Raw genomic sequence first — 23,811 nt, 5'->3', positions numbered from 1 at the left:
GCCGTGTTGGATACGATTTTAGTTGCTTCAGGCAGGCGGATCGCAACTAAGCGCGGGCGTTCTCACTAGTAGCTGCCGAGGCCGCCACACCCGCCGCGCGATCCAGGTCCAACCCATAAAACCGCATATCCTCGTACCGGATCCAGTGCGACTTGCGCACCAGCCGGTGGCCGATCCACAAGGCCAGGAACAGCGGGATCGCCAGGTAGGTGGAGATCACGCCGATCCAGTCGATGCGGTCTTGCAGGAAGGCCTGGTAGTTCTGGCCCAGCGTGACCACCAGGCACAGGACGAAGGCCAGTAGCGGACCGAAGGGGAACAAGCCGGCCTTGTAGGGCAGGTCGGCGGTGTCGTAGCCATGCTTCACATAGCCCTGGCGGAAGCGGTAATGGCTGACGGCGATGCTCAGCCAGACGATGAATTCGGTCATGCCGGCGAAGTTCAGCAGCCAGATGTAGACGGCCTTGGGGCTGTACACCAGGCTGAACAGGCACAGGCAGGCCAGCAGCGCGGTGGCCATCAGCGCATACAGCGGCACGCCGCTGCGCGTCACGCGCCGGAACAGGGCGGGCGCCTGGCCTTCCACCGCCATGTTGAACAGCATCCGCGTCGCCGCGTACATGCCGGAATTGCCGGCCGACAGCACCGAGGTCAGGATCACGGCGTTCATCACGGTGGCCGCCGACAGCAGCCCGGCGTGCTGGAACACCAGCGTGAAGGGGCTGACCGCGATGTCTTCCACTTCGTTGCGCAGCAGTTGCGGGTCGGTATAGGGCAGCAGCAGGCCGATGATCAGGATGGCCAGCACGTAGAACAGCAGGATGCGCCAGAACACATGGTTGATCGCGCGTGGCACGTTGCGGCGGGGATTTTCGGATTCGCCGGCGGCCACGGCCACCAGTTCGGTGCCCTGGAACGAATAGGCCACCACCATCGCCACGCCGACCCAGGTGGCCACATTGCCCACGAAGGGCGCGTCGCCGACCGACCAGTTGGCCAGTCCCACGGGCGTGCCGCTGTGGATGATGCCCACCAGCATCGCCAGCCCGACGCCGATGAAGCACAGCACGGCCACGACCTTGATGATGGCGAACCAGTATTCGGCTTCGCCGAAGCTGCGCGCCGAAAAGGCGTTCAGGCCGAAGGTCAGGGCCAGGAAGGCCACGCTCCATATCCAGCCGGGCGTATCGGGGAACCAGTAGGCCATGACCAGCTGCGCGGCCACCACGTCCACCGCCACCACCGTGGCCCAGCTGATCCAGAAGTTCCAGCCCAGCGCGAAACCGAAGCCGCCGTCCACGTAGCGCGAGGCATAGGTGCAGAAGGAACCCGATACCGGCATGAAGGTGGCCAGTTCGCCCAGGCTGGTCATGATGAAGTAGACCATCAGGCCGATGGCCAGGTAGACCAGCAGCGCGCCGCCCGGGCCGGCCTGGGCAATGGCGGCGCCGGAAGCCACGAACAGGCCGGTGCCGATGGCTCCGCCCAACGCTATCATCGTGAGGTGGCGCGCCTTGAGCACGCGATGCAGCTGGTTCTGGCCGGCAGGCGTGGCGCCGGATTCTGTCGTCGGAGTTTGCATTACTGGGGTAGGAGGTTGCCGCGGCGGCGGACCATCAGGCACGGGCGCGCGGGCCTGCCCGCCAGGCAATGCCGCGCAAGCCAGCCGGTCCGTGGCGGTGCGGCAAAGGTTGCTTCAAGGCGCGCATTTTACAATGCGGCTATTCCGGGGCCGTTCGGCGGCCCCAGCCAGCACGGAGCAGTTTCATGGCGTCTTCCACTTCTATCGAATTTCTTCCCAACGCCGGCGTCGACGTGCGCCAGCTGTTCATCCTGCTGCACGGCGTGGGCGGCAGCCCCGACGACATGGAGCCGCTGGCAAAAGCCGTGCGCGCGGCGTTCCCGAGCGCGGCGGTGCTGGCGCCCCAGGGGTTCGAGCCCTACGACGGCGGCGGCGATGGCCGGCAGTGGTTCTCGGTACGCGGCGTGACCGAGGAAAACCGCCCGGAACGCGTGGCGCAGGCCTTGCCGCCCCTGGAGACCTATGTGCGCGAGGCGCAGGCCCGTTTCGGCCTGCTGCAGTCGGACACGGCGCTGGCGGGCTTTTCGCAGGGCGCGATCATGGCGCTGGAACTGGTGCAGGCGCACGACGGCATCGCCGGTCGCGTCATCGCGTTCTCGGGCCGCTATGCCCAGATGCCCAAGATCGCGCCGCAGTTCACCACGTTGCACCTGCTGCACGGCGCCGCCGATCCGATCATGAACGTGGAGCTCATCCAGGCCGCCCAGGCGCGCCTGACCGAGCTGCACGGCGACTCGACCATCGACATCGCCACCCAGGTGGGGCACGCGTTGCATCCGGCGCTGATCGAGCGCGCCATCGTGCGCTTGAAGACCTGCGTGCCGTTGCGCAGCTGGGAGGCCGCGCTGGGTCTTAACCAGACGCCGCCCGACGGCACCCCGGTGCATTGATCATTTTTCCCAGCCGCCGCCCAGCGCCAGGAACAGCGCGATCTGGTCGCTGCTGAGGTCGGCCTGCGAGGCGGCCAGCGCGCTTTCATTGCTGGCCAGCGTGCGCTCGGCGTCCAGCACGGTCAGGTAGTCGGTCTTGCCGTACTGGAACAGGCGGCTGGCCTGCGAGGCGGCCTCGGCGCTCTGGTCGCGCGCGGCGCGCAGGGCGGCGTCGCGGTCCAGCTGACGCGCGTAGACCACCAGCGCGCTTTCCGTTTCCCGCAGGGCGTTCAGCACGGTGGCGTCGAAGCGCGCCGCCGCGGCCTTGGTGCTGGCCTGAGCCTCGGCGATGCGGGCCTGCGTGGCGCCAGTGTTGGGGATGGTCCAGGAGATCAGCGGACCGACGCTCCAGCTGAAGGTGCCGCGGTCGCCGAACATGGCGGCCGGACCGCCCGAGGCCGCCGACAAGCCCAGAGAGATCTTCGGATACAGGTCCGCGGTAGCCACGCCGATGCGCGCGGTGGCCGCGGCCAGCGTGCGTTCGGCCTGGCGGATGTCCGGACGGCGGCGCAGCAGTTCGGCGCCGTCGCCCACGGGGATGGTCTCGGTCAGGCGCGGGGCCTGGGCGCATTGCAGCAGCGCGGGCGGGATCTGGCCCGGCGTCTGGCCGGTCAGCGCCGCCAGGCGGTACAGCGCGGTGCGCTGCTGGGCCTGGAATGGCGGCAGGTTGGCCTGCAGCTGTTCAAGCTGGCTGCGGGCGCGGGTCACGTCCAGCGTGGTGCCGCGGCCGGCGCGTTGCAGCCGGTCCACCGCGTCCAGCGATTGCTTCTGCACCTGCACCGAATGCTGGGCGGAGGCCAGCTGCATGCCGGCCGCGCACATATTGGCGTAGGCCCGGGCGGTCTCGGCGGCGACGGTGACGCGGGTGGCGTCATAGGCGGCCTGCGCGGCCTGCTCGTCGCCGCTGGCCGCTTCCACGGCGCGGCGGATCTGGCCGAACAGGTCCAGCTGGTACGACACGCTGGCGCCCATGGAATAGGACCAGCGGTTGGGCGGATCGATGCCGGGCTGCAGTTCCTGCAGGCCGGACACGTGGCCGAAAGTGGGCGAGGCATTGACACCGATGGACGGCTGCTGCTGCGCCTGTGCTTCACGCACGGCGGCCTGGGCCCGTTCCAGGTTGGCGCTGGCCACGCGCAGGTCGGTGTTGGCGGCCAGGGCTTTCTCCACCAGGCCATCCAGCACGGGGTCGTCGTACAGGCGCCACCAGCGGCCAGGCACCGCATCCTGCCGGAACGCCGCCTCGCGCGCCTGCGTGAAGGGCGCCTGCGCGCTCTGCCGCTCGGCCACCGATCCGGGGGGCACCTGGTAGTCCGGGCCCACGGCGGCGCATCCGGCCAGCGCAAGGGCCAGCGTAAGAGGCAGGAGGTATCTGGTGTTCATGGCGGTTACGGCTGTGCGTCGATTAGGGGTAAGGGGTTGAAAAAGTGGTGATCAGGACGGCTGGTGCGTCTCGGTCTGCGAATGGGCAGGGCCGGAATCCACCGATACGGTGGCGGTCTGGCCGGCCACCAGGCGCACGCCTTCGGGCACGTCGTCGATCTTCACGCGCACCGGGATGCGCTGCGCCAGGCGGACCCAGTTGAACGTGGGATTGACGTTGGGCAGCAGGTTGGCGCCGGTGCTGCGGTCGCGGTCGGCAATGCCCATGGCAATGCTTTCGACGTGGCCGCGGATATGGTGCGAGTCGCCCATCAGCGTCACGGTGACGGGATCACCTTCATGGATGCCGGGCAGCTTGGTTTCCTCGAAGTAGCCTTCGACGTAGAACGAGCCGGAATCCACCAGCGCCATCACGCCGCGGCCCGCGGTGGCGTAGGAGCCGGCGCGCAGGTCCAGGTTGGTAATGCGGCCGTCGTTCACCGCCAGCACCCGGCTGCGTTCCAGGTTCAGGCGCGCGGTGTTGAGCTGCACTTCGGCCTGGGCCAGCGCGGCTTCGGTCTGCTGCAGCTTGGTCTGGCTTTGTTCCAGCGCCTCGGCGGCCACCAGTTGGCCCAGCGAGCGGTTGCGCTTGGCGTCTCGCACCGCCTGGTCGCGCGCCACTTGCGCGGAACGCACCGAGGCCTGGGCCTGGTCGTAGGCCAGCTGGAAGCGCGCGCGGTCGATCTCGAACAGCACGTCGCCGGCCTTCACGTCCTGGTTGTCGTGCACCGGCACGCTGGTCACCAGGCCGGAGACATCCGGCGCGACCTGCACCACGTAGGCCTTGACGCGGCCGTCGCGGGTCCAGGGTTCGACTTCATAGTGCACCCAGAGCTGCCAGCCGGCGTAGGCGGCCGCGGCGACGACGACGGCGGTCACCGCGAACTTGCCGATGGCTGCGGGGCGCAGGGCATTGGGGAGTTTCATGCTTATCTCTGGAGTAAATAGGGGGAAATGAGGGATACGCCGTACAGCAGCACCACGAACAGCGCCAGGTCGAACAGCGCGGGGTGCCACACCAGGCGGTACAGCCCGGCGCGGGCCAGCACGCGGCGCACCGCCCAGGCAACGCCCAGGGTCACCACGCCCAGCACCAGCAGCCAGGGAAAATAGACGCCATAAAGATTGAATTCGCCGATCATGATGCTTGGCCCTCCAGGGTGGGATGGGCGGGTTGGTAGTCGGGCGCGTCGGGGAAGAAGGCGCGGCGCAGGCCCACCAGCGCGACGACTGCCCGGTCGCGGGCCGCGGCGCCCGGGGGCGTGGCCGTCACGCTGGCCAACGCGCGATCGATCTGCGCCAGGAATTCGGGCGTTTTCTCGCCGACCTGCCAGGCCGAGCGGGCGTGGAAGAACTTCGCCAGCCCGTCCAGCACCGGCTGGATGGCCGGTTCGGCCATGGGCAGATGGCGCCGGGCGCGCTGCAGTTCGGTGATGTCGCGGCCCACGCGCAGATCCTTCAGCGCATCGGCGGCGACCAGGTCGTCCGGACGCTGGGCCAGCGCCAGGCGCGGCTGCAGGAGGCCGATGCGGTCCAGCATGCGGGCGGCGTAGGTGTGACGCGAAGGCGCGCGCGGCGAGCTTGCCAGGGTTTCCAGTTCCTTCCAGTTGGCGGCCTGGATGCGGCGCGCGCTCCAGTCGGCGCTGACGGTGCGGAAGATGGCGGCGATGATGGCCGCGGTGGCCACGCCCATGCATTGCGCGACCTGCGTGTCGATGAAGGACACGATGTCGGCGGTGTTGGTATCCTGCAGCGCCATCGTGCCCAGGAACCCGAACAGCATCGCCATGGCCTTGCCGGCGGTGGCGGGCCGGGCAATGAAGATGCCCAGCACGAAGGCCGTGGGCAGCATGGCCAGGGCCAGCATCTCGAACGAATGGATGGCGGGCATGATGCCCAGCAGGTACAGCGCCGACAGCGGGATCGAATACACCGTGTAGGTCAGGAACTGCATGATGCCGGGCACTGGATTGTCCTGCGACGCGAAGAAGCAGCTGAAGATGGCGGCCATGAGCGCGGCGGTGGCGCCGTTGCTCCAGGCGGTGCCGATCCAGAAGGCGCAGCAGACCGAAATGGCCACGCCCGCGGCCAGGGCCGACAGCAGCGCCATGCCGCGGTCGCGGTGCAGCGCGGCGTTGGGCGCGGGCTTGGAGCGCGGGGCGCGCAGCGGCGCGCCGGCCAGGCCCGCGCGGATCTCGCGGCGCAGCGCCAGGCATTCGTCATAGGTGTCGACCAGCTCGCGCAGCCGCGTCATCAGGCTGGCCAGCAGCACGTCGCGCCAGTTGGAGCGGCTGTCGATTTCAGGCGTGAGGCGGGTGGCGGCGGCGCGCAGCTGCACCGCGGTCTCGTGGGTGGCCTGCGCGCCGGCGTTGATCCATTCGGAGATGTCGGCGAGCAGGGCCGTGACGGGCTCCGGCAGCGGCTGGCCGCCGGCCTGCAGGGCGCGCATGCGGTCTTCCACGGCGGACACGGTGGGCGTCAGTGCTGCGATCTGGTCCTGCATGGCGCGCACCGCGCCCGAGGTCCAGCGCAGGTTGCTGGTGTCGAACGGCACGTGGGTGGACATCAGGCGCAGCTGCGTGATGTCGTTGGCCAGTACGCGGCGGTCGCGGTCCTTCTGCTCGGTGGCCTGGCCGCTGAGCGTGTCGTGCATCCAGTTGCGGGCGTCGCGCACGGCCTTGTCCAGCATCAGCGTCAGGGCAGGGGCCAGGCCGCGCGGCAGCACGATGCTGTGGATCAGCGTGGCGCAGACGATGCCCAGGCTGATTTCCTCGACGCGGGCGAGCGCGGTGTCGAACACCTGGGCGGGGGCCGTCACGCTGGGAAAGCCGATCATCGCGGCGGTATAGCCCGCCAGCATGAAGAGGTACGAACGCGGGGTGCGGTCCAGCACCGACAGGTACAGGCAGGCGCCCACCCACAGCACCATGGCGGCGGTCATGACCACCGGGGAATTCGACAGCCGCGGCACCAGGTAGACGGTGGCCGCCGAACCGAAGAAGGTGCCGGCCAGGCGGTACAGCGCCTTGGAGCGCACCGCGCCCGACCAGGGTTGGGCCACGACATAGGCCGTGGTCATGGCCCAGAACGGACGCGGCAATCCCATGCTGTAGGCCAGGTAGAGCGCCATGATGGCGCTCAGGTAGCTCTTGAGCGAGAAGATGGCTTCGCGGACGTTGGGGAGTTTCACGCTTGTTCGTCCTGTGGCTGGGTGCCGGCGCCGCCGCGGCCCAGGGTGACTTTCAGGCTGTCGAAGACCCGCAGGCAGGCTTGCAGGTCGGCTTCGCTTACGTCCCGGAACAGGTGGCGGCGCAGGTCGACCAGGACGTCCTCGACCTTGGCGCGCAGCGCCTGCCCGGCGTCGGTCAGGTGCAGGGTCCTTGCGCGGCGGTCGTGCGGGTCTTCGCGGCGTTCCATCAGGCCGGCGGCGACCAGGTGATCCAGCACGCGCACCAGCGAGGGGCCTTCTACGCCCAGCGCCTCGGCCAGCGCGCCCTGGCGTACGCCGTCTCCCAGGCGGCCGGCCAGGATCACGGGCCAGGCGGTGGCCTGGGAGAGGCCGTAATCGGCCAGGGCCTTGTCGGCGGCGCCGCGATAGGCGCGCGACAGGACCATCAGGGCGGAGGTGGTGGCCATGAGCTGGGAGTCGGTGGGCGTGTTCATGGAATAGATTGTATCCTATCTATTAGCTTACTAATAATTGAAAATGGCGATTATCTCCATGGATTTTCTCAATCGGGAAAATAGGGGGCGGGTTTTCCGTTGATGGAAAACCGGCAGCCAGGGGGGCGTGTCGCGGCAAGGACGGGCGCGGCAGTGGCGGCCGCGCCCCGGCGTTCAGCCGTTGCAGTCCGCCCAGCAGTTGGGCGTTTCGTACAGGCGCACGCGGGTCAGGCGCAGTTCGGCGCCATAGTGGCCGTGATAGTGCGGCGCGAGGGTCTGGAAGACGATGGCGGCCAGGTTTTCGGCCGTGGGGATGCGGTCCAGCACCACGGTCTTGTGGCCGGGCAGGCTGTCCAGGAAGCCGCGCACGGCGGCGTCGCCCTCATACACCAGGAAAGCATGGTCCCAGACGTCCACGATGTGGGTCTTGGCGATGTGCTTGATCTCGGAGAAATCCATCAGCATGCCGTTGTCGGACTCGCCGGGCGCCTGCACCACGTCGCCGGTCAAGGTGATTTCCAGCACATAGCGGTGGCCATGCAGGTTGCGGCACTGGCTGCGGTGGTCGGGAATGCGGTGGCCGGCGTCGAATTCCAGCCTGCGGGTCACGGAAATCATGGCGCGCTCCGCAGGGGGCTAGGGTGAATCATGGAATGCCTATGTATTTGTGGGTCTGCAGGCTGAGCCGCCATTGCGGATGCTGCATACAGTACTGGACGGCCTGTTCGGTATTGGCCGCGCGCGCGGGGCCATCCATGGGTTGCAGGAAGAAGTGCTCGAAGTCCAGGTGCGCGAAGGCTTCGGGCTGCGCATTGGCCTGCGGATAGACCAGCTTGAGCTCGTCGCCGCGTTCCAGGACCACGGGCGCCGTGCCCTTGGGGCTGACGCAGATCCAGTCGATGCCGGCGGGCGGCTTGATGGTGCCGTTGGTTTCGATGGCCACCGTGAAGCCGCGCGCGTGCACCGCGGTCAAGAGCGGCGCGTCCAGCTGCAGCAGCGGTTCGCCGCCAGTGAAGACCACGTAGCGGTCATTGGCGCCCGGGCCCCAGGCCGCGGCGATGGCGTCGGCCAGCAGTTCGGGCGTGGCGAACTTGCCGCCGCCGTCGCCGTCGGTGCCGATGAAGTCGGTGTCGCAGAAGGTGCAGGCGGCGCTGGCGCGGTCGCTTTCGCGGCCGGTCCAGAGGTTGCAGCCGGCAAAGCGGCAGAAGACCGCCGCGCGGCCTGCGTGGGCGCCTTCGCCCTGCAGCGTCTTGAAGATTTCTTTGGCGGAGTAAGTCATGGTGGTGCCGGCGGCCGGATAAGGCCGGACCCCGGATAAATCAGGCAAAAGCGCATTATTTTACTTTGCGCGGCGCATCTATACTTGCGGGCTATGTTTCACGTCCAAGATTCCATCTACCTGGATGAACGCGACCTGGCGTTCACCATGATCCGCGCCCAGGGCGCGGGCGGCCAGAACGTCAACAAGGTGTCCAGCGCCGTGCACCTGCGTTTCGACGTGCGCGCCTCCAGCCTGCCCGAAGAAATCAAGGAAGCGCTGTGCGCGCTGAGCGACCACCGCGTCTCCAAGGACGGGGTCATCGTCATCAAGTCACAGGCGTTCCGCAGCCAGGAAAAGAACCGCGCCGAAGCCATCGAACGCCTGATCGCCATGGTGCGCGCAGCGGCGCGCACCGACAAACCGCGCCGTCCGACCAAGCCCACCCGCGCCTCGCAGCGCCGCCGTGTGCAGCGCAAGGTGCTGCATGGCGAAGTCAAGCGCCTGCGCGGCCGGGTCCAGGGAGACTGACCATGGCCGACGCGCGCCGGCGCTACCTGTACACGCTGGGCGCGCTGTTCGCCGTGATATGGACGGCGCTGGCGATTGCGCCGCATGACCGCGCCGACTGGGCGCTGGAGAACGCGCTGGTGCTGGCCTTCGGCGCGGCGCTGCTCTTTACGCGGCGCTGGTTCGTGTTTTCGCGCACCTCGTACACGCTGATCTTTCTTTACCTGTGCCTGCATGCCGTCGGCGCGCACTACACCTATTCGCTCGTGCCTTACGACGACTGGTGGCGGGCGCTGACGGGACACAGTTTCAACAGCATGGTCGGCTGGGAGCGCAACAATTTCGACCGCGTGGTGCATTTTTCCTACGGCCTGCTGCTGGCGTATCCCATCCGCGAGATCTTTCTGCGCGTGGTCGAGGTGCGCGGCTTCTGGGCGTATTTCCTGCCCATGGACGTCACGCTGTCGACCTCGGCGCTCTACGAACTGCTGGAGTGGGGCGCCGCCGCCACCGTGGGCGGCGACCTGGGCGCGGCCTATCTGGGCACGCAGGGCGATATCTGGGACGCACAGAAGGACATGGCGCTGGCGGCCGGGGGCGCCGTCATCGCGATGGCCATCACCGCCCTGGTCAACCGCCGCGCCCGCCGCGACCTGGCGCGCGACTGGGCCGACAGCCTCAAGCCGCGCCGCCAGCCTGGCGTGTAGCCACGGCACCCGCCTGGGCTAGCCGCTGGATGCGTCGGCGGAACAGGTCCGCCATGGTGGACGCCGCCAGCGACAGCGGCGTTCCCCGCAGCGTCATGATGCCTATGCTGGCGACCGGCATGGGCGCTTCGGTGCGGATCTGGCTGGCTTCGGCGCCGTAAGGCGGGATCTCTAGCATGCCCGCCGGGCAGACGATCAACGCGTCGCTGCGGACCATCAGGTTCCACATCACGCCGAACGTATCGCAGTCGATGACGCGTTCGGGCGGCTGCAGGCCGTTTGCGCGCAGGCCTTGCAGAAAGGCGTCGGTGTGGCTGCCGCCCGAGGTGTTGAGCAGCCATTCGCAGCCCGCGATGTCTTGCCACCGCGTGGCGCCCGCCAGCGGATGTCCGCGGCGGCAGGCGACCATGAATTCCAGCGGCCGCAGTTCCTCGAAATCGAACTCCTGCCCGCCATGGTTGTCCGCCATGCCGGACGCCAACGCGAAATCCAGCGAGCCGTTGCGCAAAGCCGGCAGGACGGCGGCCAGCAGGCCTTCCGAAACCTTGAGCTTGGCCGCGGGCATGCTTTGCCTGAAATCGTTCAGCACGTCAGGCAGCACGCTCAGCATCACCATGGGCGTCACGCCCACTGCCACCCGCGCCTGCGCACCGCTGAGCAGTTGGCGGATGTCCTGGCGCGCCAGGGACAACTGGGCCTGGGCAAGCTGCGCCCGCACCGTCAGGTGTTCGCCGCATTCGGTGACCTCGATGCCCTGGGGGCTGCGCGTGAGCAGCGGCGCTTCGAGCTCCGTTTCCAGTTCCTTGATGGCCTTGGTCACCGCCGCCTGGCTCAAGTGCAGGCTGCGCGCCGCGGCGCGGATGCTGCGTAATTCGGCGACCTTCAGCCAGGCCCGGAGATGGTGGTCTTTCATGTGCCTCTCGATGGCGACAACCTGGAGTTGTCACCTTAACAAAGAAATAGCCTTATGCGCAGCGCGGGCGATCTCTAAGCTTCACGACGACAAGACCATGCAGTCCCGTACTTCAGGAGCAAGCCATGCAGATCTTTCCCCGTCGTGTAGGTCAGGCCATTTCATTGTGTTTTGCCTTGCTGGGAGCGGCAGGCGCCGGCGCGGCGCAGGCTGATTGGCCCCAACGGCCAGTCAAACTCATCGTGCCGTATGTGGCGGGGTCCGGTCCCGACGTGGTGCTACGCCCGATCGCGGACGCCCTGGGGCGCGAACTCGGCCAACCGGTGATCGTCGACAACCGGGGAGGGGCGGGCGGTATTGTCGGCACGCAGGCGCTGGCCGCGGCGGCGCCGGACGGCTACACGATAGGCTTCGGCAACCTGGTCACGCTGGCAATCAACAAGAGCATGTACTCGAAGCTGCCTTACGACCCGCAACGCAGCCTTGCGCCCATCAGCCTGGCCATCAGCAATGCCCTGGTGTTGATCGCCCGCAACGACTTCCCGGCAAGCGATGTGCAGGGCCTGGTCAGCTATGCCAGCCAGCATCCGGGCAAGGTCAGCGTCGGCTCGTTGGGGGTGGGATCGAGCGCCCATCTGGCCGGGGAAATGCTCAAGAGCGAGACGGGCACGACCATGCTGCACGTCCCGTACAAGAGCGGCCAGCAGGCGGTGGGCGACATCGTGGGCGGGCAGCTCGACGTGATGATCGACAACGTCGCGGGCGTGCTGCCCTTCATCCGCTCCGGACAGGTAAAGGTGCTGGGGGCGACCAGCCTCACGCGCGTGCCTGTCCTCTCGGACGTGCCCACCCTCGACGAATCCGGCTTGAAGGGATTTGAGGTGGTGTCCTGGGGCGGCATCGTCGCGCCCGCCGGCACGCCCAAGCCCATCATCGACAAGCTCAATCGCGCCATCGCCAAAGCGCTGCAGGACCCCGCGGTGCTCAAGCTCAACGAAACGCTGTCCGTCGATGCGACGCCGTCCACGCCCGAACAGTTCGCCAGCCTCATCGCCAGCGAGATCCCGCGGTGGGGCGAGATGGTCAAGCGCTCCGGCGCGTCGGCCGACTGACTGCGTTCAACCCCACAGGGAGCCATCATGACGAACGAACTCTGGCGCTGGAGCGCCGTCGATCTGGCCCAGGCCATCCGCCAGCGGGAAGTTTCCAGCCGGGAGGCCGTGCAGAGCTGCCTGCAGCGGGCGGCACAGCTAAATCCGGTCTTCAATCCGCTTACCGAGATCTGCGCCGACCAGGCACTGAAGGCGGCCGATGCCGCCGACGCCGCGGTGCGCGGGGGCGCGCCGCTGGGCCTCCTGCACGGCGTGCCGGTCACCATCAAGGCCAACGCCGATCTGGCAGGCTCGGCCACGACCAATGGCGTCGTCGCGTACCGGGACCTCATTGCCAGGGAGAACAATCCCGCCGTCGACAACTGGCTCAAGGCCGGCGCGGTCGTGATCGGCCGCAGCAACGTTCCGGCATTCTCCTGGCGCTGGTTTTCGGACAACGACCTGCATGGCCGCACCGTCAACCCGTTCGACGCCGCGCGCACGCCGGGCGGCTCCAGCGGCGGCGCGTCCGTCGCCGCCGCCCTGGGCATGGGGCCGCTGGCGCATGGCAGCGACCAGGGTGGATCGATCCGGTATCCGGCCTATGCCTGCGGCGTGGCGGGGCTGCGGCCCTCGCAAGGCCGGGTGCCGGCCTACAACGCCAGCCAGAAATCGGAGCGTCCGGTGGCTTCCCAACTGGCCGCGACCCAGGGCCCCTTGGCGCGGAACATTGCCGACCTGAGACTGGGGCTGGAGGCCATGTCGGCGGGCGATTCCCGCGATCCGTGGTGGGTGCCCGCGCCGCTGGACCTGCGCCAGCCTGGAGATAGCCGGCGGGTGGCGCTGTTCTGCGGCACCTCGGCCCTGAAATCCGATCCCGCTGTGCTGGATGCCTTGCTGCGCGCCGCAAAGTACCTGGAAGACGCGGGCTACATCGTCGAAACAGCAACGCCGCCCAGGTTCGAGGAAGCGGCCGAGCTATGGCGCAGCGTGCTGATGAACGAAGCGTCCGGCTCCATGGGCCGCGAAATCGAGCGTGCAGGCGACGCGGCGATACAGCGCGCCTACCGCAGCATGCTTGCGCACACCTCGCCGCTGGACAAGGACGGCTTTATCCAGGCGCTGGCGCTGCGCACCACGATACTGCGGGAGTGGGGCGCATTCTTCGACCGCTATCCCGTCCTGCTCATGCCGGTGTCGTTCGAGCGTCCATTCCCGATCGACCAGGACCAGCAAGGCGACGCGGCCATGGGCGACATACTGCGCGCGCAGAGCCCGCTGGTCTCGACCGCGATACTGGGCTTGCCTGGCCTGTCGGTCCCTGTCGGCCTGGCGGACGGTGTGCCGATGGGTGTCCATCTGGTGGCGGGGCGGTTCCGCGAAGACCTGTGCCTGGCCGCGGGCGAAGCCATCGAGGCGCGGGCGGGGTGGTCGGTGCTGGATAGGCTCGTGGCCTGAGCGGCGCGGAAGGAAGGGGAAGGGCGGCTATGGAGGCATCCGTGGCGGATGGCCGGGCGCGGATGCCGGGGCCATAAAGCCCTGTCCGCCGCAGGGGCATGACTATATATCGAATACTTCCGATATAAGATTCGATAAATTGCGATACTTCAATATGACGGTCTCCACTTCCAGCTCCGACCCAGCCGCCTCGTTACCGGCCATTGACGCCGACGCCATCCTCAAGGCGTTGGCCAATCCGGTGCGGCGCGACATCCTTGCCTGGCTGAAGACGCCGCACGCGTACTTCGAGGAACGCCCGGGCCATACTTTCGAGCATGGCGTATGCGCGGGCCACATCGACGAACGCTGCGGACTGTCCCAGTCCACCGTGTCCTCGCACCTGGCCGTTCTGCAGCGCGCGGGCCTGATCTCGGCGACCAAGGTGGGGCAGTGGATTTTCTACCGTCGCAACGAAGCCGCCATTGCCGCGTTCCTGCGGCAATTGAACCAGGATATGTAGCCCCGCTACGCCGCCAGCGGCCCCTGATCCGGGGCCAAGGATTTACGCATGAGCCAACTTTTCGAACCCCTGCGCGCAGGCGATCTGACGCTGCGCAACCGTATCGTCATGGCGCCTTTGACGCGCATGCACGCCAGTCCGGGCCGCGTGCCCAACGACCTGATGGTCGAGTACTACACCCAGCGCGCCGGCGCCGGCATGATCCTGACCGAAGCCACGGCCGTCACCCCGCAAGGCGTGGGCTATGCCGATACGCCGGGCCTGTGGACCCCCGAACAGGTACAGGGCTGGCGCAAGGTCACGTCCGCGGTGCACCGGGCCGGCGGCCTGATCGTGGCGCAGCTCTGGCACGTGGGCCGGATCTCCGACCCCATGTTCCTGGATGGCGAACTGCCGGTGGCGCCCAGCGCCATTGCCGCCCGCGGCCACGTCAGCCACGTGCGTCCGGAGCGCGCCTACGTCACGCCACGCGCGCTGGAAACGGCCGAGATTCCGGGCGTGGTCGAGGCCTACCACCACGGCGCGAAGATGGCCATGGAGGCCGGTTTCGACGGCGTGGAAGTGCATGCCGCCAACGGCTATCTGCTGGACCAGTTCCTGCAGGACAGCACCAACCATCGCACTGACGCCTATGGCGGCTCGCTGGAGAACCGCGCGCGGCTGCTGCTGGAAGCTGTGGATGCCTGTATATCGGTGTGGGGCGCGGGCCGCGTGGGCGTGCATCTGTCGCCGCGCGGGGAAATCCACACCATGGGCGATTCCAACCCGGCCGCCACCTTCGGCTATGTGGCGCGTGAACTGGGCAAGCGCGGCATCGCCTTCCTGTGCGTGCGCGAATACGAAGCCGCCGACAGCCTGGGCCCGATGCTCAAGGCCGAATTCGGCGGCACGTACATCGCCAACGAAGGATTCGGCCGCGAGTCCGCCGAGGCCGCCATTGCCGCGGGCCGCGCCGATGCCGTGGCTTTTGGCGTGCAGTACATCGCCAATCCGGACCTGGCGCGCCGCTTCGAACTCAAGGCGCCGCTGAACCGGCCCAACCCGGCCACGTTCTATGCGCCGGGCCCGGGCGGCTACACCGACTATCCGGCCCTGGCCTGACCGGCGGGTCCGGCATTCAGAACACGGTGCGCATCGGATAGGTGAACAAGCCGAAGTGCGCCGCGTTCAGGCCCAGGTGCGCCAGCACCGCAGCGGCCAGGCCGCCGTATTTGTAGGCCAGGCCGTAGGCCGCGCCCGCCAGGCTGGCCAGCAGCATCCATTGCCAGCCGCCTGCGTAATGCGCCAGGCCGAACAGCACGGCCGCGATGATCAACGCCGCCCACGCCCCCCAGGCGCGGCCGCGCCACAAGTCCGTCAGCCGCTGTTGCAGATAACCGCGGAACAGCGCCTCCTCGGCCAAGGTCACCAGCAAGGCGTTGTTGATCAGCCAGATCCAGCCCGATTGCGGCCACTTGGGCGCCCAGCCGACCACGCCCAGCGCCAGCGCGCAGCCCAGGCAGATGGCGACGGCGCCCGCGCAAGCCAGGAACGCGGACGACAGCGTGGCGCGCGGAGTCAGTCCCGCCATCGGCGGCGTCAGCGCCAGCACGACCCAGAACGCCACCAGCGGCTTGTCCAGGTTCAGGTACATGCCGAAAGGCACGGCGTCCGGACTCAGTGGCGCTGGCGCGATGACCTGCGGGTTGTGAAAGCCCGGCAGCAGGTGCAGGAACAGCAGCGCGGCCAGCGCGATGAAGAGCGCATGGCCGGCGGTGCGCGCCAGCGCGCCCGATGCGGGCCGGACCAGCACGGCGGCCAGGATCAGCAACGCAGGCCAGGCCAGCGCCACGGCGTCTATCGTGCCATCGCTCCAGGCCCAGGCGTAGGCGGCGGCGAGCGGCGCCAGCGCCCAGCGGCGGGTGGCGGGTGGCCACAACATGGCGGCGGCGATGAACAGTGCGGACCAGGGGCTTAGCGCGGACACGGGCGTGGACGGGCGTTGAAAGGGCTGAGTGTAAACGCGCGGCTCTTTGCGGGCCGCACGGCATGCGCGCCGGACCGCTGAGCGCGTGTGCTGACGCCGCGCCGCGAACCCAGGTATCCTGGCGCCTGCCGGATACCTGGGAGCCAGACTATGAAGATGATCGCGTGGTTGATGTTGGCGGCGGCAGTGCTGCCTTTCGTGTCGGCCATCGTGGCCAAGGCGGGCGGAAAGAAGTTCGACAACAATGATCCGCGCGCCTGGCTGGCACGCCAGGATGGTTGGCGCGCGCGTGCCAATGCGGCGCAGACCAATACCTTTGAATCGCTGCCGTTCTTCTACGCGGCGGTGCTGTTCGCGCTGTATACCCAGGCGCCGCCCGCGCACGTGGCCACGCTGATGGCCTGCTGGCTGGGCGTGCGGCTGGGCTATCTGGCCATGTACCTGGCGGGCTGGGGCGCGCTGCGTTCGCTGGTGTGGGCCATCAGCGTGGGCTTCATCATCGCGATCCTGTTCGCGGGTGTCTGACGGACGGCGCCATGCGCAAGCGGCGTGTCGCGGCACTGGCGGCCATCGCGCTGCTAGGCTTCATCTACATCAACAACGCTGACTGGGCGGCGCCCGATCCCGGTGCGCGGGTGACGCTGCTCGCGCATCGCGGCATCGCGCAACGCTACGACGCGGCGGGCCTGGCGCGGGACACCTGCACCGCGACCCGCATCGTCGAACCCACCCACGGCTATCTGGAAAACACCATCGCGTCCATGCGCGCGAGCTTCGAGGCCGGCGCGGACATCGTCGAGATCGACGTCCATCCCACCACCGATGGCCAGTTCGCCGTGTTCCACGACTGGACGGTCGATTGCCGCACCGAGGGCCGCGGCGCGACGCGCGAACACACGATGGCCGAACTCAAGGCGCTGGACATCGGCTACGGCTATACCGCCGATGGCGGCAAGACCTTTCCGTTCCGCGGGCGCGGCGTGGGCCTGATGCCGACGCTGTCCGAAGTGCTGGAGGCGTTTCCGCGCCAGCGCTTTCTCATCAACGTCAAGAGCCGCGATGCGGAGGAGGGCGCGGCGTTGGCGGCGGTGCTCAACGGCATGCCGCCGGCCAGGCGGGCAGACTTCATGGTGTATGGGGGCGAGGAGCCGGTAGGCCGGTTGCGCCAGTTGGCGCCGGGCGTGCGCACGCTGACGCGCTCGGACCTGAAGTCCTGCCTGTTGCGCTATGCGGCCGCGGGCTGGACCGGCCACGTTCCGCAGGTCTGCCGCGGCATGGCGCTGACGGTGCCGGTGAACGTCGCGCCCTGGTTGTGGGGCTGGCCCGGCCGCTTCCTGGACCGCATGGAGACGGCGGGCAGCAGCGTGTTCCTGCTCGGTCCTTACGCCGGCGAGGGCCATTCCACGGGTATCGACACCCCCGAGGACATACGCCGCGTGCCGGCGGAATACGCGGGCGGGATCTGGACCAACGAAATCGAAGCCGTGGCGCGCGCTTTCAGGCGCGGGCCATGAAAGCCGCTACTTCCATTCGAACACGGCGCGCGCGGTGCCAGAGTTCTGCACCGAGACTTCGCGCTGTTGGGCCTGGCCGTTGTAGGTCGCTGAAATCCTGTAGTTGCCGGCCGGCAGCTTGACCAGCATGTACGGGCCTTCGGCAGTGGTTTGCAGCACGGACTTGCCCTGCGCATCGCTGATGGTGACGGCGACATTGGCGACGTAGTCTGCCTGGCCGCCGCGTTGCGCCGCGAACGTCAGCGCCAGCGGATAGTCCTTGGCTGCAGCCTTCATGGCTTCGGATTCGTCCAGGCCGATGCCGCCGCTGACGTATTGCACCGAACCCTGCTGCTGCACTGCCGGCATGCCGGCCTGGGCGGTGGACAGGACGCCGGCAAAGGCCATGCTGCCCAGCGCCATCGCGGCGGCCATGGTGCAGCGTTCTAAACGCTTGTTCATGAGACTCTCCTGGATAGGACGATCTGCGCGGTGTCGTGCGCGCATGAACATTTCGACCCGCATGCCGGCGCGGAGTTCGCACCCGCGGGTCTCCGATATCAACCGATTGTTTCCGCAGCCTAGGTAAGCGTACCGCGTGCCGCGCTCCAGGAAAATGTCAGCCGGCTTTCGCCGCTGACCGAGCCGTCCGGGGCGAAGCGCCTTTCATCCAGCTGTCCGGCGCCATCATCGCGCAGCGCCAGTACGCTGGAACTGCGCGTGCCATAGTTCGGACTGACGATGAACGGGCTGCTCAATAGCCTTTCGCGATCCAGCGGCAGGCCGGTGGCGGGCAGGTCGGCGTCGTCGGCGGGCTGGCGGTCGGCCAGGGCGGCCATCAGCGCGGGCAGGTCGGGCTGCGGCCCGCTGCGCAGCACGGCCTCGAAAGCCGCCTTGGTGCGCGCCAGCTTGGGCCAGGGCGTGTCCAGCAGATGGTTGGACAGGGCATAGACGCCCGGAGCCAGGCGCCGCGGGCCGCCGTCGCGATTGCTGAGATACCAGGCTTCGCGCGCATCGCCCACGATCAGGTTGAAGCCGTTGTAGGCCTGGCCGGCGGCATGCACTTGCGCCAGGTAGTCGGCCGGGGAGACCGTGCCGCGCAGATAGTCTTCGACCAGCGCGCCGCGCGAAGGCGCGTTCTCGATCATCCTGCCCGGCTCGCGAAAGTTGGTCACTAGCGCATGGCGTCCGCCGGTCGTCGCGCCCATCCAGCTGCCGCCGGCCAGGCCGTCGCGGCCGGCGTAGACCTCGGGGGCGTCAGGCCATTGCGCGGCGGGCAAGGTGGGGCGTTGGTGGAATTCGTCGCGGTTGGCGGCGATCAGGACGGGGATGCCCGGCAGGGCATGCAGGGCCAGTACGGCAAGACACATGGTTCAGACCTGGTTGGCGGGTTTGTCGGGGATGGCTTTGCCTGGCGCGGCCGCGAAATCCGGGCCGGCCAGCGCGGCGCGCAAGGCTTCGATCTGGGCGGCCACGTCGCGCAGCGCGGGGGCGGTCGAGGCGATGGCGGCGGCCGGCATGGCCGCGCCTTGCGCAACGGCGGCGCTCATCTGGTGCAGGCTGGCCGCCAGTTGCGCCAGCTCCGTGGCGCTAGGCGCGGCCTGGTCGGCGTGCAGCGACCAGGCCGTGTCGGAAATGGCGTTGGCCACGCGTTCCAGCGCGACCTCCACCGGCCACCAGGCCAGTGCGCGGCGGCTGACCAGGCGCGGCTCGGACAGCCCGCGCTGCAAGGCGATGCGCAGATCGGACAGGCGTGCGTAGGCGCTGGCGCGCAGGTCGTGGCGGCTGGTGGGATCGGCCTGGAACACCGTGTTCAGGTAGGCGGCCAGCGTGTCCATGGCGGCGGCGACCGCGTTGTCCAGGTTGCCGCGTTCTATCCGTATCCATGGCAGGTAGCCCACCAGCAGCACGATGCCGGCGGCCACGGCCACATCGATCAGGCGCGCCAGCGCGATGGGCCAGCTGCCTGGTTGCAGCGCGCCGATCAGCAGCATCAGGATGGGCAGCAGGATGGCGGAAAACAAGCCGTAGTTGCGCCGCACCGACCAAGGCAGCAGGGACGCCAGCCCCGCCACCGTGAGCAGGCTGACGATGCCGTTGCGGTCCAGCGCCAGCACGGTCGCGCTGATCGCCACGCCCACCACGCTGCCCGCGCAGCTTTGCAGCGCCCGCGCGAACACCGAGCCGAAGTTGGGCTTGAACACCACCACCACGATCAGCGGCACCCAGTAGGAACGCGGCAGCGAGGCCGCCAGCGCCACGGCCTCGGCGGCGATCAGGCACAGGCCCAGCCGCACCAGGTAGCGCAAGGTGGTCGGCCCCGGCCGGTAAGTGCGCGCCAGCACGCGCCAGGGCGTGCGCGGCCGCGCCGGCGGCAGGCCGGCAAAGGCGTCGGCTTCGGACAGCGCGCCGCCGTCCAGCAGGGGCTGCACTTGGTCCAGCGCGTCGGCCAAGGGGGCCATGTCCACGTGGCGCAAGGCCGCGATGTCCTCGCGCGGGTCCGGCGTTGCGTCGTTTTCCACGCGGTCTGCGAGCCGGTTCATGACCCGCGCGCAGTCGCGCGGCAGCACGCGTCCGGCGCGGGCCAGCTCCAGGGCGGTGTTGGTGAGAGGCGTACAGGCTTGCAGCTGGGCCGCCAGCCGGGCCAGTCGCGGGGAGGGGCCGGCCGCGCTGCGGCGCGCGGCCAGCACGGTGTCGTAGGCGGTCGTCATGGCCGCTTCCATGTCGCGCCGCGCGCTCATGGTGTGCGAGGTGCCGATGGCGGCGAACATGGCCGCCAGCTTGCGGTAGGCCATGGCGACGGCGGCGCGCTCGGGCGCCGTCGGATGGACCACCCAGCCCGTCAGGGTCAGCGCCAGGCCGAACAGGCCGCCGGCTCCCACCAGCACCGAAGGCAGCCAGGGCGGCAGGGTGGACGTCAGGCTGGCGCCGACGATGACATAGGCGGCGAATTGCAGCGTGGAGACGGCGGCGATGTTGTTGAAGGTGCCGACCAGGCTGGCCGCCAGCACCAGCAGCGTCATGGCGGCGGACGTCCACAGTCCGTGCCCTGCAATCAGGGTGCCGAGGAAATATCCCAGCGCGCCGCCGAACACGGTGGCGCCGATGGACAGGGCGCGGTTGCGGTATGGGCCGCCGTTGTCGCCGGTAATGGCGGGCAGCGCGCCTAGCGCAACCAGGGCCGCCGCCGCGCTTTGGTCCAGCGCGAGTCCGACCGCCGAAGGCAGGCCGATGGCCAGCGCGGCGCGCAGCGCCACCCAGCGGCTGACGGGCGAAGGCTCCATGTGCGCCAGGCTCATCAGCCAACGCATGTTGGCGTTGCGCGCGGCATGTTTCAGCGAGGAACGGAACACGGCGGCCTCGTGGCGCGGCCTGGGGATCAGGCCTTGATCAGCGGCGCCTCGTCGGGCGCGGCCAGCCGGAAGTAGTCTTCCGTATTCAGGAGGATGGAGGCGTCCAGGCGGCCGGCGTTGAATACGATTTCACCGTGGCGCTCGCGCAGGCTTGGGTCCACCAGCAGGTGCAGGTCCGGATTGAAAGTGAAGGGCGGAATGGCCCCGATCTCGCAGCCGGTGAGTTCTCGCGCCAGGTCCTGCGACGCCAGCGAGGCCTTCTTGCCGCCGGCCGCGCGGGCGATGGCGTCCAGGTCGGCCTGCTTGTCGGCCGGGAACACCGCCAGCACGTTGCGGCGCTGGTTGGAGGATATCTTGACGCGGCAGACCAGCGCCTTGGCGCCCTGGCTGACCTCGGTGCCGCGGATCGCGGCGACTTCGACGGAGCGGCCGGCCGCGGCGTGTTCAATCAGGCGGTAGCGGGCCTGGTTCTGGGCAAGCAAGGCTTGCAGGCGTTCGTAGACTTCCATGTCGGGGCGCGTAGATCGGGATGTGGCGGGGCGCAGGCCGGGAGTCGGCCTCGTACGCCGCATGATACGCCCGCCGCGCGGCGCCGCGGCGGCGCGTACGCTGATCCGGGCCAGCCTCCTCAGATTTCTCCGGTAAAGGCGTAACCCCAGCCCCAGACGGTGCGGATCGGCAATTCCAGGTTCAGGTCCTGGGCCTTGCGGCGCAGGCGACTGACCAGCACGTCGGTGCGGCGCATCGATTCGTGGCCGCCATGCGAATCGGTGATGGCTGCGTCGGCGCGCGGCAGGCGCTTGTCGGCGGAAGCCGTCAGCTTGAGCAGAAACTCGCGCTCGGCCAGCGTCAGGGCCAGGCGCTTGCCTTGCGGGCTGACCAGCGTCCAGGCCGCATCATGGAATTGCCATTTGCCTGCCGCGTCGCCTGGCGCCGGCTGCGCCGGACGCGGCTCGGCGTCGACGGCGCGCCGGCCAGGCGCGGGGATGCGCCGCACCAGCGCCTGCAACGCGGCCGCGATTTCCGTTGCGCCCGCGTCAGAGGGCAGGCAGACGTCTGCGCCGCAGTGCAGGCCGAGTATGCGATTTTCGGGCGAGTCGAAGGTGGAGATGGCGACGATGCCCGCAGTGGTGTCCAGGGCGCGCAGGCCAGCCACGGCCATGCAGAGATCGGACAGCTCGGCTTCCATCACCAGCAATGGGGTGCGGCGGGCCTGAAACAGGCGGAACAAGTTATTGGAGTCTTCGCACAACCGGGGCGAGAAGCCCATTTCCGCCAGCGCCGCGCCGCGGTGCGCGCGCACTCCGGGATCGGGAGAGAAGACGATCAGGTCTAGTAGGTCATTCATGAATCGTTGTGATCTGTGCAGCATGAGCGCATGCATGATGCATCGGATACAGCGATTTCCTAAACCCCGCACAACGCCACTTTATTACCCGAATTCTCGGGCAAGGTTACGCAAGGCGCGTCGCGGCACCGTTATGGTGCGTCGGCGGACGTTTCATTCCACCAACCGCCGCCCAACGCCTGCAGCAGGGCGGCGGTGTCGGCGTGGCGCGCCGCGTCCGCGGCGGTGCGCGCAATGCGTGTCTGAAGCAGTTGGCGCTGGCTGTCCAGCAGGCTCAGGTGGCTGATGCCGCCGGCCTGGTAGCGCCCTTGCGCGATGCGCTCGGCCTGGTCGGCTCGGCGCCAGGCCTCGTCGCTGGCCAGGTAGGCGTCGCCGTCGGTCTGCACCGCGCGCAAGGCGTCGGCGACCTGCCGGAAGCCCTCTAACACTGTTTGACGGTAACCGGCCGCGGCCGCGTCGTAGGCGGCCTCGGCCGAGCGCGTGCGCGCGCGCAGCTCGCCACCATGGAACAGCGGCTGGACCAGGCCCAGGCCCAGGCTCCAGACGTTCAGGCCATCGGACAGGTCGCCCGCGCGGGTGCGTTGCGAGCCGAAGCTGGCTGTCAGGGTGAATTGCGGATACTGGTTGGCGACGGCCACGCCGACATTGGCCGAGGCCTGATGCCAGAGCGCTTCGGCGGCCAGGATGTCGGGCCGCTGGCGGGTCAGGGCCGAGGGCACGCCGGTGGGCACGTCGGCGGGCAGCGTCAGGTCGGCCAGCCGCAAGGGCGCGGACCGCAGCTCGGCCGGCGCCAGCCCCAGGTAGGCGGCCAGCTGGTGCGTGGCCTGCGCCAGCTGGTATTCCAGCGGCGGCAGCGTGGCCCGGGTCTGCGCGACCAGCAGCTCCTGGTTGCGCAGATCAGCCTCGGACACGCCGCCCGCCTGCTGGCGCTGGCGCATGATGTCCTGCTGCCGCTCCTGCGCCGCAAGCAATGCCCGCGTGTCGGCCAGGCGTTCGTTCAGGTCGGCCTGGCGGATGGCGGCAGTGACCACGTTGGCGGCCAGCGACATGCGCGCAGCCTGCAGCTCATGCGCCTGGTAGTTCACCTGCGCGCCCAGGCCTTCCAGCGCGCGGAGATTGCCGCCGAACACGTCCAGCGTGTAGGACACGTCGATGGACGCGTTGTAGAGCGTGAAGGGCGGGGGCTGCTCGGCCACCGGCACGCCGAAGGCTGCTGGGTCCACCTTCTGCCGCGTCACCGACAGGTTGCCGTCGACCTGCGGCAGCATGCGGCCGCCGGTTTCGGCGTTCAGGTCTTCATTGGCCTGGCGCAAGCGGGCGCGCGCCTGCTCCAGCGTGGGGCTGGCCTGCAAGGCCTGCCGGACCAGCTGGTCGAGCGCTTCGGAGCGGAACAGCTGCCACCATTGCGCGGGGATGTCGACGCCGTCCTGCAGGCGTTGCGCGCCGCTGGCGGCTGAGGCACCGCGAGGCGCGGTGTAGGCGTCGACCCGCGGCGGCGCCGGGCGCTCGAAGTCCGGCCCCACGGCGCAGCCCGCGAGCAGCGCGCACAGGACCGGCGCAGCCAGGCGCAAAGGCGCGGCGGCGGACGGGAAGGGCAAGGGCGTGGAGCGGGACAT

At 68.8% G+C, this 23,811-nt stretch carries 25 protein-coding genes; 9 read left to right on the top strand and 16 right to left on the bottom strand.

The annotated features are described in order from the left end of the window. Positions 1 to 46: 46 nt before the first annotated feature. Positions 47 to 1,582: an amino acid permease gene (locus AC1RHV_RS04800; RefSeq protein WP_119448973.1), complete on the bottom strand. Its 1,536-nt coding sequence runs from the start codon at positions 1,580 to 1,582 to the stop codon at positions 47 to 49. A gap of 185 nt (positions 1,583 to 1,767) precedes the next feature. Between AC1RHV_RS04800 and ypfH the strand changes: the two genes are divergently transcribed. Continuing rightward, the gene (ypfH, locus tag AC1RHV_RS04795) at positions 1,768 to 2,472 is read left to right on the top strand and encodes an esterase (RefSeq protein ID WP_054453817.1); all 705 of its coding nucleotides are present in this window, start codon (positions 1,768 to 1,770) and stop codon (positions 2,470 to 2,472) included. Here the strand turns inward: ypfH and AC1RHV_RS04790 are convergent, their stop codons facing one another. The 7 genes from AC1RHV_RS04790 to queE form a co-directional block, all read right to left on the bottom strand. After that, complete coding sequence (locus AC1RHV_RS04790) at positions 2,473 to 3,894, bottom strand: efflux transporter outer membrane subunit (protein WP_492299873.1); 1,422 nt, start codon at positions 3,892 to 3,894, stop codon at positions 2,473 to 2,475. Between the two features lie 51 nt (positions 3,895 to 3,945). Beyond that, entirely contained in the window at positions 3,946 to 4,860 is a 915-nt protein-coding gene (locus tag AC1RHV_RS04785) for an efflux RND transporter periplasmic adaptor subunit (RefSeq protein WP_492299871.1), read from the bottom strand. Positions 4,861 to 4,862: 2 nt separating this feature from the next. After that, positions 4,863 to 5,075, bottom strand: coding sequence for a DUF1656 domain-containing protein (locus AC1RHV_RS04780; protein WP_013394149.1), 213 nt, complete (start codon positions 5,073 to 5,075; stop codon positions 4,863 to 4,865). Next, complete coding sequence (locus AC1RHV_RS04775; protein WP_119448977.1) at positions 5,072 to 7,123, bottom strand: FUSC family protein; 2,052 nt, start codon at positions 7,121 to 7,123, stop codon at positions 5,072 to 5,074. The genes AC1RHV_RS04780 and AC1RHV_RS04775 overlap by 4 nt, the downstream gene beginning before the upstream one ends. Continuing rightward, entirely contained in the window at positions 7,120 to 7,596 is a 477-nt protein-coding gene (locus AC1RHV_RS04770; protein WP_054453825.1) for a MarR family winged helix-turn-helix transcriptional regulator, read from the bottom strand. Before AC1RHV_RS04770 ends, AC1RHV_RS04775 begins: the two co-directional genes overlap by 4 nt. Before the next feature lie 174 nt (positions 7,597 to 7,770). Beyond that, positions 7,771 to 8,214, bottom strand: coding sequence for a 6-carboxytetrahydropterin synthase QueD (gene queD / locus AC1RHV_RS04765; protein WP_013394146.1), 444 nt, complete (start codon positions 8,212 to 8,214; stop codon positions 7,771 to 7,773). Positions 8,215 to 8,242: 28 nt separating this feature from the next. Then, complete coding sequence (gene queE, locus AC1RHV_RS04760; RefSeq protein ID WP_054453827.1) at positions 8,243 to 8,875, bottom strand: 7-carboxy-7-deazaguanine synthase; 633 nt, start codon at positions 8,873 to 8,875, stop codon at positions 8,243 to 8,245. Between the two features lie 93 nt (positions 8,876 to 8,968). Between queE and arfB the strand changes: the two genes are divergently transcribed. After that, positions 8,969 to 9,385, top strand: a complete 417-nt coding sequence (arfB, locus tag AC1RHV_RS04755) for an alternative ribosome rescue aminoacyl-tRNA hydrolase ArfB (protein ID WP_054453829.1) — start codon at positions 8,969 to 8,971, stop codon at positions 9,383 to 9,385. A gap of 2 nt (positions 9,386 to 9,387) precedes the next feature. Further along, complete coding sequence (locus tag AC1RHV_RS04750) at positions 9,388 to 10,071, top strand: DUF2238 domain-containing protein (protein ID WP_119448980.1); 684 nt, start codon at positions 9,388 to 9,390, stop codon at positions 10,069 to 10,071. Here the strand turns inward: AC1RHV_RS04750 and AC1RHV_RS04745 are convergent. Continuing rightward, entirely contained in the window at positions 10,043 to 10,984 is a 942-nt protein-coding gene (locus AC1RHV_RS04745; RefSeq protein ID WP_054453832.1) for a LysR substrate-binding domain-containing protein, read from the bottom strand. The genes AC1RHV_RS04750 and AC1RHV_RS04745 overlap by 29 nt on opposite strands. A gap of 125 nt (positions 10,985 to 11,109) precedes the next feature. Between AC1RHV_RS04745 and AC1RHV_RS04740 the strand changes: the two genes are divergently transcribed. The 4 genes from AC1RHV_RS04740 (at position 11,110) to AC1RHV_RS04725 (ending at position 15,136) form a co-directional block, all read left to right on the top strand. Beyond that, positions 11,110 to 12,096: a Bug family tripartite tricarboxylate transporter substrate binding protein gene (locus AC1RHV_RS04740; protein ID WP_492299865.1), complete on the top strand. Its 987-nt coding sequence runs from the start codon at positions 11,110 to 11,112 to the stop codon at positions 12,094 to 12,096. Positions 12,097 to 12,123: 27 nt separating this feature from the next. After that, positions 12,124 to 13,533, top strand: coding sequence for an amidase family protein (locus AC1RHV_RS04735; RefSeq protein WP_192491940.1), 1,410 nt, complete (start codon positions 12,124 to 12,126; stop codon positions 13,531 to 13,533). Between the two features lie 154 nt (positions 13,534 to 13,687). Further along, the gene (locus tag AC1RHV_RS04730; protein ID WP_054453838.1) at positions 13,688 to 14,035 is read left to right on the top strand and encodes an ArsR/SmtB family transcription factor; all 348 of its coding nucleotides are present in this window, start codon (positions 13,688 to 13,690) and stop codon (positions 14,033 to 14,035) included. Between the two features lie 48 nt (positions 14,036 to 14,083). Next, positions 14,084 to 15,136 (top strand): alkene reductase, encoded by a 1,053-nt coding sequence (locus AC1RHV_RS04725; RefSeq protein ID WP_492299862.1) that lies wholly within the window; start codon positions 14,084 to 14,086, stop codon positions 15,134 to 15,136. A gap of 16 nt (positions 15,137 to 15,152) precedes the next feature. Here the strand turns inward: AC1RHV_RS04725 and AC1RHV_RS04720 are convergent, their stop codons facing one another. After that, positions 15,153 to 15,956 (bottom strand): CPBP family intramembrane glutamic endopeptidase, encoded by an 804-nt coding sequence (locus AC1RHV_RS04720; protein ID WP_492299860.1) that lies wholly within the window; start codon positions 15,954 to 15,956, stop codon positions 15,153 to 15,155. Positions 15,957 to 16,151: 195 nt separating this feature from the next. Here AC1RHV_RS04720 and AC1RHV_RS04715 point away from each other — a divergent pair, with 195 nt between their 5' ends. Beyond that, positions 16,152 to 16,526: an MAPEG family protein gene (locus tag AC1RHV_RS04715; protein ID WP_175181044.1), complete on the top strand. Its 375-nt coding sequence runs from the start codon at positions 16,152 to 16,154 to the stop codon at positions 16,524 to 16,526. A gap of 11 nt (positions 16,527 to 16,537) precedes the next feature. Beyond that, the gene (locus AC1RHV_RS04710) at positions 16,538 to 17,515 is read left to right on the top strand and encodes a glycerophosphodiester phosphodiesterase family protein (protein ID WP_492299858.1); all 978 of its coding nucleotides are present in this window, start codon (positions 16,538 to 16,540) and stop codon (positions 17,513 to 17,515) included. A 6-nt stretch (positions 17,516 to 17,521) separates the two neighbouring features. Here the strand turns inward: AC1RHV_RS04710 and AC1RHV_RS04705 are convergent, their stop codons facing one another. From AC1RHV_RS04705 to AC1RHV_RS04680, 6 genes are all read right to left on the bottom strand, one after another. After that, positions 17,522 to 17,956, bottom strand: a complete 435-nt coding sequence (locus AC1RHV_RS04705) for a carboxypeptidase-like regulatory domain-containing protein (RefSeq protein WP_054453848.1) — start codon at positions 17,954 to 17,956, stop codon at positions 17,522 to 17,524. Positions 17,957 to 18,075: 119 nt separating this feature from the next. Then, a complete protein-coding gene (locus AC1RHV_RS04700; RefSeq protein ID WP_119448986.1) occupies positions 18,076 to 18,864 on the bottom strand; it encodes an NRDE family protein in 789 nt (262 codons plus the stop codon). Between the two features lie 3 nt (positions 18,865 to 18,867). After that, entirely contained in the window at positions 18,868 to 20,847 is a 1,980-nt protein-coding gene (locus AC1RHV_RS04695) for an FUSC family protein (protein ID WP_492299855.1), read from the bottom strand. A 26-nt stretch (positions 20,848 to 20,873) separates the two neighbouring features. Then, a complete protein-coding gene (locus AC1RHV_RS04690) occupies positions 20,874 to 21,356 on the bottom strand; it encodes a YbaK/prolyl-tRNA synthetase associated domain-containing protein (RefSeq protein WP_054453853.1) in 483 nt (160 codons plus the stop codon). 119 nt (positions 21,357 to 21,475) lie between these two features. After that, the gene (locus tag AC1RHV_RS04685) at positions 21,476 to 22,195 is read right to left on the bottom strand and encodes a response regulator transcription factor (RefSeq protein ID WP_054454806.1); all 720 of its coding nucleotides are present in this window, start codon (positions 22,193 to 22,195) and stop codon (positions 21,476 to 21,478) included. A gap of 131 nt (positions 22,196 to 22,326) precedes the next feature. After that, positions 22,327 to 23,811, bottom strand: a complete 1,485-nt coding sequence (locus tag AC1RHV_RS04680) for an efflux transporter outer membrane subunit (RefSeq protein WP_492299853.1) — start codon at positions 23,809 to 23,811, stop codon at positions 22,327 to 22,329.

This window comes from Achromobacter sp. GW823-FHT04E03 (genome assembly GCF_058796095.1).
The sequence above is the reverse complement of the archived record's forward strand: the minus strand, read 5'-3'. Positions and strand labels throughout refer to the sequence as shown.

Coding starts and splice junctions, on each gene's coding strand:
- AC1RHV_RS04730 (WP_054453838.1), top strand. CDS start 13,688: ATGACGGTCTCCACTTCCAGCTCCGACCCAGCCGCCTCGTTACCGGCC.
- AC1RHV_RS04725 (WP_492299862.1), top strand. CDS start 14,084: ATGAGCCAACTTTTCGAACCCCTGCGCGCAGGCGATCTGACGCTGCGC.
- AC1RHV_RS04710 (WP_492299858.1), top strand. CDS start 16,538: ATGCGCAAGCGGCGTGTCGCGGCACTGGCGGCCATCGCGCTGCTAGGC.
- AC1RHV_RS04680 (WP_492299853.1), bottom strand. CDS start 23,811: ATGTCCCGCTCCACGCCCTTGCCCTTCCCGTCCGCCGCCGCGCCTTTG.
- AC1RHV_RS04690 (WP_054453853.1), bottom strand. CDS start 21,356: ATGGAAGTCTACGAACGCCTGCAAGCCTTGCTTGCCCAGAACCAGGCC.
- queD (WP_013394146.1), bottom strand. CDS start 8,214: ATGATTTCCGTGACCCGCAGGCTGGAATTCGACGCCGGCCACCGCATT.
- queE (WP_054453827.1), bottom strand. CDS start 8,875: ATGACTTACTCCGCCAAAGAAATCTTCAAGACGCTGCAGGGCGAAGGC.
- AC1RHV_RS04780 (WP_013394149.1), bottom strand. CDS start 5,075: ATGATCGGCGAATTCAATCTTTATGGCGTCTATTTTCCCTGGCTGCTG.
- AC1RHV_RS04790 (WP_492299873.1), bottom strand. CDS start 3,894: ATGAACACCAGATACCTCCTGCCTCTTACGCTGGCCCTTGCGCTGGCC.
- AC1RHV_RS04720 (WP_492299860.1), bottom strand. CDS start 15,956: ATGTTGTGGCCACCCGCCACCCGCCGCTGGGCGCTGGCGCCGCTCGCC.
- AC1RHV_RS04740 (WP_492299865.1), top strand. CDS start 11,110: ATGCAGATCTTTCCCCGTCGTGTAGGTCAGGCCATTTCATTGTGTTTT.
- AC1RHV_RS04800 (WP_119448973.1), bottom strand. CDS start 1,582: ATGCAAACTCCGACGACAGAATCCGGCGCCACGCCTGCCGGCCAGAAC.
- arfB (WP_054453829.1), top strand. CDS start 8,969: ATGTTTCACGTCCAAGATTCCATCTACCTGGATGAACGCGACCTGGCG.
- AC1RHV_RS04735 (WP_192491940.1), top strand. CDS start 12,124: ATGACGAACGAACTCTGGCGCTGGAGCGCCGTCGATCTGGCCCAGGCC.
- AC1RHV_RS04685 (WP_054454806.1), bottom strand. CDS start 22,195: ATGAATGACCTACTAGACCTGATCGTCTTCTCTCCCGATCCCGGAGTG.
- AC1RHV_RS04750 (WP_119448980.1), top strand. CDS start 9,388: ATGGCCGACGCGCGCCGGCGCTACCTGTACACGCTGGGCGCGCTGTTC.
- AC1RHV_RS04770 (WP_054453825.1), bottom strand. CDS start 7,596: ATGAACACGCCCACCGACTCCCAGCTCATGGCCACCACCTCCGCCCTG.
- AC1RHV_RS04705 (WP_054453848.1), bottom strand. CDS start 17,956: ATGAACAAGCGTTTAGAACGCTGCACCATGGCCGCCGCGATGGCGCTG.
- AC1RHV_RS04785 (WP_492299871.1), bottom strand. CDS start 4,860: ATGAAACTCCCCAATGCCCTGCGCCCCGCAGCCATCGGCAAGTTCGCG.
- AC1RHV_RS04745 (WP_054453832.1), bottom strand. CDS start 10,984: ATGAAAGACCACCATCTCCGGGCCTGGCTGAAGGTCGCCGAATTACGC.
- ypfH (WP_054453817.1), top strand. CDS start 1,768: ATGGCGTCTTCCACTTCTATCGAATTTCTTCCCAACGCCGGCGTCGAC.
- AC1RHV_RS04715 (WP_175181044.1), top strand. CDS start 16,152: ATGAAGATGATCGCGTGGTTGATGTTGGCGGCGGCAGTGCTGCCTTTC.
- AC1RHV_RS04700 (WP_119448986.1), bottom strand. CDS start 18,864: ATGTGTCTTGCCGTACTGGCCCTGCATGCCCTGCCGGGCATCCCCGTC.